10 protein-coding genes are annotated in these 8,458 nt (G+C 65.9%); 7 read left to right on the top strand and 3 right to left on the bottom strand.

Going from position 1 to position 8,458, the window contains the following annotated elements:
- Together QOH60_RS22890 and QOH60_RS22885 are read left to right on the top strand one after the other, a co-directional pair.
- Positions 1 to 560: TCP-1/cpn60 chaperonin family protein (locus QOH60_RS22890; protein ID WP_526424146.1), on the top strand; the 560-nt coding region annotated here is incomplete at its 5' end.
- A gap of 101 nt (positions 561 to 661) precedes the next feature.
- On the top strand, positions 662 to 934 hold the full coding sequence (locus QOH60_RS22885; protein WP_526424145.1) for a hypothetical protein: 273 nt from the start codon (positions 662 to 664) through the stop codon (positions 932 to 934).
- A gap of 19 nt (positions 935 to 953) precedes the next feature.
- Here the strand turns inward: QOH60_RS22885 and QOH60_RS22880 are convergent, their stop codons facing one another.
- Positions 954 to 1,325 carry a pyridoxamine 5'-phosphate oxidase family protein gene (locus QOH60_RS22880; protein WP_526424144.1) on the bottom strand — a complete coding sequence of 124 codons (372 nt, stop codon included), beginning with the start codon at positions 1,323 to 1,325 and terminating at the stop codon, positions 954 to 956.
- A 102-nt stretch (positions 1,326 to 1,427) separates the two neighbouring features.
- Between QOH60_RS22880 and QOH60_RS22875 the strand changes: the two genes are divergently transcribed.
- Complete coding sequence (locus tag QOH60_RS22875; protein ID WP_526424164.1) at positions 1,428 to 2,225, top strand: alkaline phosphatase family protein; 798 nt, start codon at positions 1,428 to 1,430, stop codon at positions 2,223 to 2,225.
- Between the two features lie 403 nt (positions 2,226 to 2,628).
- Here QOH60_RS22875 and QOH60_RS22870 read toward each other — a convergent pair whose 3' ends face one another.
- Both QOH60_RS22870 and QOH60_RS22865 read right to left on the bottom strand, forming a co-directional pair.
- Positions 2,629 to 2,793, bottom strand: coding sequence for a hypothetical protein (locus QOH60_RS22870; RefSeq protein ID WP_526424143.1), 165 nt, complete (start codon positions 2,791 to 2,793; stop codon positions 2,629 to 2,631).
- The gene (locus QOH60_RS22865) at positions 2,790 to 4,526 is read right to left on the bottom strand and encodes an N-acyl-D-amino-acid deacylase family protein (RefSeq protein WP_526424142.1); all 1,737 of its coding nucleotides are present in this window, start codon (positions 4,524 to 4,526) and stop codon (positions 2,790 to 2,792) included. The genes QOH60_RS22870 and QOH60_RS22865 overlap by 4 nt, the downstream gene beginning before the upstream one ends.
- 124 nt (positions 4,527 to 4,650) lie before the next feature.
- On the opposite strand from QOH60_RS22865, the gene QOH60_RS22860 reads away from it, so the two are divergent.
- From QOH60_RS22860 to QOH60_RS22845, 4 genes are read left to right on the top strand one after another with little or no spacing between them, the layout of a single operon-like run.
- Positions 4,651 to 5,394, top strand: coding sequence for a hypothetical protein (locus QOH60_RS22860; protein WP_526424141.1), 744 nt, complete (start codon positions 4,651 to 4,653; stop codon positions 5,392 to 5,394).
- Positions 5,395 to 5,451: 57 nt separating this feature from the next.
- A complete protein-coding gene (locus tag QOH60_RS22855) occupies positions 5,452 to 5,829 on the top strand; it encodes a VOC family protein (protein ID WP_526424140.1) in 378 nt (125 codons plus the stop codon).
- 14 nt (positions 5,830 to 5,843) lie between these two features.
- Entirely contained in the window at positions 5,844 to 7,064 is a 1,221-nt protein-coding gene (locus QOH60_RS22850; RefSeq protein ID WP_526424139.1) for a lipase family protein, read from the top strand.
- Positions 7,061 to 8,446, top strand: coding sequence for an alpha/beta hydrolase (locus QOH60_RS22845; RefSeq protein ID WP_526424138.1), 1,386 nt, complete (start codon positions 7,061 to 7,063; stop codon positions 8,444 to 8,446). The genes QOH60_RS22850 and QOH60_RS22845 overlap by 4 nt, the downstream gene beginning before the upstream one ends.
- Positions 8,447 to 8,458: the final 12 nt, after the last annotated feature.

Raw genomic sequence — 8,458 nt, 5'->3', positions numbered from 1 at the left:
CCGACTACGACCGCGAGAAGCTGCAGGAGCGCCTGGCCAAGCTGGCCGGCGGTGTTGCGGTGATCAAGGCCGGTGCTGCCACCGAGGTGGAGCTCAAGGAGCGCAAGCACCGCATCGAGGACGCCGTTCGCAACGCGAAGGCGGCCGTCGAGGAGGGCATCGTCGCCGGTGGTGGCGTGGCCCTGCTGCAGGTGGCTCCGACGCTCGACGAGCTGAAGCTCGAGGGTGACCAGGCCACGGGCGTGAACATCGTGAAGGTCGCGCTGGAGGCCCCGCTGAAGCAGATCGCCTTCAACTCGGGTCTGGAGCCGGGCGTCGTGGCCGAGAAGGTGCGCAACTCGCCCGCCGGCACCGGTCTGAACGCCGACACCGGTGAGTACGAGGACCTGCTCAAGGCCGGCGTCGCCGACCCTGTGAAGGTCACGCGTTCGGCGCTGCAGAACGCCGCGTCGATCGCCGGGCTGTTCCTCACCACGGAGGCTGTTGTCGCCGACAAGCCGGAGAAGGCGACCGCTCCCGCGGGCGACCCGACCGGTGGCATGGGCGGCATGGACTTCTAAGTCCCTAACGAAAAAGCCCGGTCTGCTTGCAGGCCGGGTTTTTTCGTGCGCCTGCCGTACTGTGCGATGTGACCAGAGCTCAGAGGGGGGTAGTTGTGGCAATGCTTAAGCGAATCGGCACGGTGGTGGCCGCCTGTGCGGCTGGGGCCGCTCTGTTCACCGGGTGCTCAGGCGCCAAGGGGGGCGATACCACCTGCAAGGATTTCAACGCGATGAACACCGACGACCAGAAGGCGGCCGTCGAGAAAATGCTGAAGGACCAGGGCAAGAATCCGTCGAATTTGGAAATCACGGGAACCCAGATTTCCGCCGTCGGATTCTGCAAGACGCTCGGCAAGCCAGACAGCAAGATCAGCGACATCAATCACGGCTGACCTGGCCACTCGCGGTGCGTCAGCGTTCGAGCGGAATGCAATCGTCCTTGCAGCCGGGCTTCGTCACCGACCCGGGTTGGGCCTTGCGGTGCAGCACGGCGCGCACGGGCTCGACCGTCAACACGTCGTCGGAGAAGTGGCCGGTGCCGTCGACGATCAGCGTGTAGCCGCCGGGTTCACGTGGCGGCCAGACGAGCGTGATCACGTTGTGCTGGTTGATGTTTCGGCGCGTGGTGCCGCCGACGGATCCGACGAAGAACGCGTGGTCGACGAACGCCGGGTCGATGGCGACGGTATGCGCACGGTAGTCGTCACCGACCGTGACCAGATAGGCGAACGTGTAGTCGGCCAGCGTCTGCGCGAGCTGTTCGAGGTCCACCGTCACGCTCATAACGCGAGGATACGGCTGCGTGTCGTCCCCGGTTACGGGCCGCTCACTCCTATGCTTCGCCGCATGAACCGCTGGGGGTGTGCAGTCGCGGTGGTTTGCGGGATGGTGCTCGGTGCACCCCCGAGCGCGGTGGCGCAGCCGGTCGGCGCCCCCGCGCACATCGTGATCGTCATCGAAGAGAACAAGCCCGACAGCGGGATCATCGGCAACAAGGCGGCGCCTTATATCAACTCGCTCGCCAACGGTGGGGCGAACATGACGCAGTCGTTCGCCGAAGCGCACCCAAGTGAGCCCAACTACCTGGCGCTGTTCTCCGGCAACACTTTTGGATTGACGACGGACGCGTGCCCCGTCCACGCAGGCGCGGCGCCGAACCTAGCTTCAGAGCTTCTGGCGGCGGGCTATACATTCGCTGGCTTCTCGGAGGACCTGCCCGCGGTGGGCTCGCCGGCATGTAGCGCCGGCAAGTACGCCCGCAAGCATGTGCCGTGGGCCAACTTCACCAACGTGCCCGCGGCGACTTCGGTGCCCTTTTCGGCCTTCAACAACCGAACGGACTTCTCAGGCCTGCCCACCGTGTCGTTCGTTATCCCCAACCTCGACAACGACATGCACGACGGCAGCATCGCTGCGGGCGACACTTGGCTGTACAACAATCTGTCGCACTACGCGAACTGGGCGGTGGCCAACAACAGCCTGTTGATCATCACGTTCGACGAGGACGATGGCGGCTCGAAGAACCAGATCCCCACGATCATCTACGGCGGTCACGTCAAACCAGGCAGCTACACCGAGCCGATCAGCCACTACAACGTGCTGTCCACCATCGAGGAGATGTACGGGCTGCCTAAGACGGGGCTCGCCGCCAATGCTCCTGCGATCACGAGCATCTGGGCATAGGGCTCGTGACGGCGGCCCCTCGCGGTTGTGCGGTTTCATACGCGACACGCGGAGCAGACCGTATCGATCCGCACAATCGCGGCCTCGCCTGTGGATAGGTCAGCATTGCGGTGCCGAATCGTCGGCAAGTGGTGACAGCGTCGCAGCATGCAGACGACAGAGTGGCCGTTCCGCGCGGCTACCAACCTGTCACCGACTGACCGTGCCCGTGCGGCGTGGTTGTGGTCGGGGCGGTCTGGAGTGATCGCGGGACTGTCTGCTGCGGCGTTGTTGGGGACGAAGTAGATCGAGGCCGGATGCCCCGCCGAACTCATCCATACGAACCGCCGGCCACCGCAATCAATCTTGGTGCGCACCGAGCGACTTGACGGCGCCGAGGTCCAACTGATTGACGCGATGCTCGTCACTGTTGGTGCACGCACTGCAGCCGGCCCGCGAGCACCGGGTGACGCTGCAGGCAACGGACCAACAGCAGTGGCTCGTAGGTCCGGTCGGGGTGGCCCCAGCTGTTGATGCTCGCGGCGTCGTCCTGGCTCCATGGCGGAGCAAGTGGTGCGACGCGCGTCATGCAGCCGGTGCCGGCTGCCGGCCGCGTATCAGCCTGCCCGGCCTGGCGTCGGTGTGTCGGCCGTTCTCGGTGATCACCTCGCCGGAGACGATGGTCGCGACGTACCCGTCGGCTGTCTGGTCCAGGCGACGGCCACCCGCCGGCAAGTCGTGGCTGATGACGGGGCGATGCAGCTGCATGGCGGCATGGTCGATCACGTTGAGATCGGCCTTGTAGCCCACCGCAATTCGGCCGCGGTCGGCAAACCCGGCGACCCGCGCGGGCACCGACGTCAGCTCGCGGATCACCTCCGCCACGCTCATCCGCCCTGACGCCCTGTCGCGCGCCCAGTGCGCCAGCAGGAACGTGGGAAAGCTTGCGTCGCAGATCATTCCGTAGTGCGCACCACCGTCGCCGAGCCCGAGCACCACGTCGTCTCGGCGCAGCAGCTCGCCCACGGTATCCAGGGAGTTGTCCTGGTAGTTGCCCATCGCCACCAGAAGCATGGCGTGCCCGTCGTCGTCGAGCAGACGGTCGTAGGCCTCCTCCTTCGGGCTGACGCCGCGCGCACGGGCCCGCGCCGCGATGCTCGTCGACGCCGCCGGCTCGTAGTCCGGGTTGTCGGTGAGCGGGAAAATCCAGTCCCACGCCTGCGCCAGGTAGAGCAGTGGGTGCCCGTCGCTGGCCGCACTGTCAGCCAGGATGCGTTCTCGCACTTCGGGTTTACGCATCTCGGCGACGCGCTCAGCCAGTGGCAGCGCAGCGATCTCCCGATAACTCGGGTACAGGACGAACGGGTTGCCCGTCAGCTCCAGCCCGATCACCAGACCGATCGGCCGCGGGAACATCTGTGCCGTGACCGTGGGGTCCGGACTGTCGGACATGGAATTGAACTTCTCGACCAGGTTGATCGCATCGGGCCACATGGGATCGCCGGTGTTCCCCGTCGCGAGGCTGAAGGTGACCGGCAGCCCGGCGTCATGTGCGGCCTCGAACACCTGCTGCAGCACCGATTCGTAACCACCGGCGGGAATGTCGGGGACGAACTGGATCAGCCCGCCACCACCGTCAGCCACACCCTTGGCGATGGCCGCGATCTCGTCCTGCGCGGCGCCGTAGGTGGGTATCAGCTCTCCACTTCCCGTCTTGTGAAACGAGAACCGCGACGACGCGAAGCCGATCGCGCCCGTCTCGATCGCCTCTTTGGCGAGTTCGCGCATCTTCGCAACGTCGTCGGGCGTCGCGGGCTCGCGGTCGGCGCCGCGCTTGCCCATCACGTACACGCGCAGCGGGGAGTGCGGCAGATACGCCGCGACGTCGATATCGCGGGGCCGCGCGTCGAGAGCGTCCATGAACTCCGGGAACGTCTCCCAGTCCCACGGCAGACCTTCGACCATGACCACACCGGGAATGTCCTCGACCCCGGCCATGACGTCGACGAGCACGTCGTGGTCGTCGACGCGACACGGGGCGAAGCCGACGCCGCAGTTGCCCATCACCGCGGTGGTCACGCCATGATGCGACGACGGCGTCATCCGGTCCGACCAGATCGCCTGGCCGTCGTAATGGGTGTGCAGGTCGACGAAGCCGGGCGTGACCAGAAGCCCGGTCGCGTCGATTTCCCGCAGCGCGTCGCCGCTGACCGTCCCTACCGCGGCGATCACGCCGTCCTTCACCGCGACATCGCCGACGTAGGGCTCACCGCCGAGGCCGTCGACGATCGTGCCGCCCCTGATGAGCAGATCGAAAGTCATGATTGGACTGTACGGCGGCGTCCGCCAGCGACGCCAGGAGCAGCCGTGACTGATAGCCGCCGGTCGGGCTGCGACTACAGTCGGCCCGGGGTCGTCACGGCTCAGAAGGGGGATAGCAACGCGGATGACGGCATCTGCCAAGCGGTTGCTCGCGACGTCGCTGGTGTCATCGTTGCTGGTCGTGATCGCCGGCTGCGCCGACCCACACCCGGAGCTGCCCGCCAAGCTGACTCATGACTTCACCAATAAGGCGGACGGTCCAGTGGAGTCGACGGCGGACACGTCGCAGTGGTGGACTCAGACCGGCAGTAGCCCGCAGGCTGCGCCGGCAGTGGTGAATGCGGGATTCACCGACGCAGACACACAACCAGGACCGAGCGCGAGCTACCTGACTGTGCGATTGCGGGAGCCGGTGACACACGTCGCCGCCGAGTTCGACTTCGGCCCCACGGGCACCGACGGGGAGAACGTGACACTCATCGCGTCGTCGAAGAACCTGCCAGGTGGAACCAGCGGTGCCGGGCCAGCTACCGATCTGGCAATGCATCTTGCGTTCACCGAGACCGGCTGGATTTACTCCACCGTCTCCGGGGGATCCATGGCTCTGACGACGCTGAAGAGTGTCGACTACGGGAGCTACCGCCCGGAGACTGCGCTGCAGAAGGTGTCCGTCGTGCTCGACGCGGCCAACAACCGGGCGACGGTGCACGGCGCTGACGGAAAGGTCACTGACGTCGTCGACCCGAGCATCGGCGCCGTCCGATCGCCGTACATCACCTTCGAGGTCTACTACGGGGCGGCGAATACCGACAAGCGCGCATTCATCCGCAAGGTACAGGCCGACTCGCTGACGGGTCCCAGCAGTTGAGCGGCAAACGCGGCCTGCGACTCTCGGACCGCGACGACTTCGTGTCAGGATGGATACGTGATCGACCACTTCGGGATTAACTGCCAAGATTTCGCCAGGTCCAAGGAGTTCTACGACACGGTTCTCGGCGTCCTGGGCTTCACCCGGCAGATGGATTTCGGCGTGGCCATGGGTTACGGCAAAGAAGGAAAGCCGGACTTCTGGATTGCCGACGCCGACCTCGGCCCGAACCGCGAAATCCATGTCGCCTTTGCGGCCGCGGATGTCGAGGCGGTAAAGGACTTCTATCAGGCAGCGCTGCAACTGGGTGCCGAATCACTGCACGCGCCTCGGCTGTGGCCCGAATATCATCCCGGCTATTTCGGCGCCTTTGTCCGCGATCCGGACGGCAACAACGTCGAGGCCGTGTTCCACGGCGCCGCGCCCGAAGGTTAGTTCAGCGCGCCACGATGGGCAGAAGACTCGTTGCAGGGCTGGCACTGTTGGCACTGCTGATCGCCGGGTGCGGAGATGATCATTCGGCGCCGTCCACCGAGCTGACGGCCCCCACCGGCGCGAAGCTGAGCGGCGACTTCAGCGGCACCGGGCCCGCAACACTGATCGCGGCCAACACGCTGCCCGACGTCGCGACCGAGTTGCGGGACGCCTCGTCGTTGGCGGCCCGTCTCACGTACACATCGACATCGGGAATCAACAACAACTACTGGCCGGTCACCGCCAGCATGTTCGTCCCTCGCGGCAACCCTCCGCCGGATGGCTGGATCACCGTGGCGCTGGGGCATCCGACCACCGGAATACTCCGCGAATGCGCGCCGTCGCTGTCGAACAACCTCTTGGGGCTCTCGGACACCGTCGTCAAGCTGCTACGGGCCGGCTTCGTCGTGACGATTCCCGACTACCAGGGCCTGGGCACCGACAAGGTCAATCATCCGTACCTGGATTCGACGACGGTCGGCTTCAACATGATCGACTCGGTGCGCGCGGCCCGCAAAGTCGTGCGCAACATGTCGCCGCGGTGGGTCGCATTGGGCGTGGAGCAGGGCGGCCAGGCGGCCTGGGCGGCCAACGAGCTATCGCAAGACATGGGGGTCGGCGTCCAGTTGCTCGGGTCCATCAGCATCTCCCCGTTCAGTGACCTCGAAGGGTTGGCCGACGCTGCGGTGAACGGCACGCTGACCAGGGATCAGGAACTGACGTATCAGGCCTACCTCGCCGCAATGGAGCTCTCCTATAACGAATTCGACGCCGAACCGTTCCGGCGCGGGGTCGTCAAGGACAAGTGGGACGTGTTGGCGTCATGCCGGGCTTCTGAGGACAAGGAACGCCAAGCGGCGGCCGATCAGATCACCCCCGACGACCTGCGTCCCGCGAACCCCGACGCGGAGGCAACGCTACGAGGCTTTCTGCGAAAGACGTCGTTGCCGCAGGGCGTCGCGTCGGCGCCCATGTGGGTCATCTACGGCAACAGTGATCCGCTGATACCGCCGCAGTGGACGGAGCAAGCGCTGAGCCGGGCGTGCGGTTTGGGTGACACCATCCAAATCGAAATGGTTCCGATCCCGGCCCCGCGCGACATCGATGTCGCGCGCGTGACCGACTGGGTGCGCAGCCGACTGAATGGCGACCCACCGATCAACGACTGCTCGCGGTTTGCCGCCGGTGGCCAATGACCACTGAGCTGCTTGCGGCCGACGTGTCGCTGCTGCACGGCTGGGCGCCGATCACGGTGCAGGCGGTGGCGGCCGCCCTTTTGGTGCTCGTCGTCGGGCGGCGGTCGCGACGGTGGTGGACGGTGTGGGTGCCTGCCGCTGTAGCGGTCGGTGTGGTCGTGGCGGTGCTCGTCAGGTGGTACATCGTCGACCAGGGCCTCACCGGCGATCCGCCGCCGGTGATGTTGTGGGTGTGGGTCGGCTTGGCCGGCGCTGCGATCGCCGTGTTGGCGCTGGGCTGGCGGGATTTGCGATGGTGGCGTCGAGTCGTCGCGGTCCTGGCGATCCCGATGGCGGTGCTGTGCGCAGCGGTCGTGTTGAACCAGTGGCTCGCGTACTTGCCGACGGTGAGCGCCGCGTGGGACCGGCTCACCGGCGCGCCGGTGCGCGGCTCGACCAACGAGTCCGATGTGGCCCGCATGCAGAAGGAGGGTGTGAGGCCCACCGACGGGACGATGGTGACGGTGAAGATCCCTGACGCCGCTTCGGGTTTCAAGCACCGCGATGAGCTGGTGTGGCTGCCGCCGGCGTGGTTCTCCAGCAATCCGCCTCCGAAGCTGCCGGTGATCGTGATGATCCACGCCGAGTTCGGTCACCCGTCGGACTGGATCGTCGGCTCTGACGCGCAGAAGACACTCGACGACTTCGCGGCCAAGCACGGCGGCAACGCGCCGGTCGTGGTGTTTCTTGACGCCGGCGGCGCCTTTCAGAACGACACCGAATGCGTCAACGGCCCCCGCGGCAACGCCGCCGACCACATCACCAAAGATGTTGTGCCATATCTGAAATCGCACTTCGGTGTGAGCAACGATCCGGCGAACTGGGGGATCGTCGGCTGGTCGTCGGGCGGCACGTGCTCGGTGATGCTCACCGCGAAGTATCCGGAGCTTTTCGGTGCCTTCATCGACATCGACGGGCAGAAGGGTCCGTTCGCGGGTAGCAAGGACCAGACAATCGCGAGACTGTTCAACGGAAACGCCGACGCCTGGGCTGAGTTCGATCCGCGGACGATCATGGCCAAACACGGCCGCTACACCGGTGTCTCCGGCTATTTCGCGGTGTCGAAGGACACCCCGGTGATCTACCGGAATGGCTCGGGTAATGGTCAGCCTCCTGCTGAGCTCGACGAAGAGGCCAACGTGCTGAACGCCCTTGCGACAGCCGATTACATGTGCTCGCTCGCGGACAGTTACGGAATCGAGTGCGCTGTGGTGCCCCACAACGGGGGCCACGACTTCAAGAACGCAGGGGTGGTTTTCAGGGACGCGCTGCCGTGGTTGGCGGGACGGATCGGCACGCCTGGCGTCCCGAAGACTCCACTCCCGGGCGCGCCGCCGGCCTAGCCGCACGCGGCT

Source organism: Mycobacterium sp. (genome assembly GCF_032159765.1).
In the GTDB taxonomy this organism is placed as follows: Bacteria; Actinomycetota; Actinomycetes; order Mycobacteriales; family Mycobacteriaceae; genus Mycobacterium.
The sequence above is the reverse complement of the archived record's forward strand: the minus strand, read 5'-3'. Positions and strand labels throughout refer to the sequence as shown.

Bases quoted from the DNA above. Each gene is read 5' to 3' on its own strand.
- QOH60_RS22885 (WP_526424145.1), top strand. From the start codon at position 662: ATGCTTAAGCGAATCGGCACGGTGGTGGCCGCCTGTGCGGCTGGGGCC.
- QOH60_RS22880 (WP_526424144.1), bottom strand. From the start codon at position 1,325: ATGAGCGTGACGGTGGACCTCGAACAGCTCGCGCAGACGCTGGCCGAC.
- QOH60_RS22875 (WP_526424164.1), top strand. From the start codon at position 1,428: ATGGTGCTCGGTGCACCCCCGAGCGCGGTGGCGCAGCCGGTCGGCGCC.
- QOH60_RS22870 (WP_526424143.1), bottom strand. From the start codon at position 2,793: ATGACGCGCGTCGCACCACTTGCTCCGCCATGGAGCCAGGACGACGCC.
- QOH60_RS22865 (WP_526424142.1), bottom strand. From the start codon at position 4,526: ATGACTTTCGATCTGCTCATCAGGGGCGGCACGATCGTCGACGGCCTC.
- QOH60_RS22860 (WP_526424141.1), top strand. From the start codon at position 4,651: ATGACGGCATCTGCCAAGCGGTTGCTCGCGACGTCGCTGGTGTCATCG.
- QOH60_RS22850 (WP_526424139.1), top strand. From the start codon at position 5,844: ATGGGCAGAAGACTCGTTGCAGGGCTGGCACTGTTGGCACTGCTGATC.
- QOH60_RS22845 (WP_526424138.1), top strand. From the start codon at position 7,061: ATGACCACTGAGCTGCTTGCGGCCGACGTGTCGCTGCTGCACGGCTGG.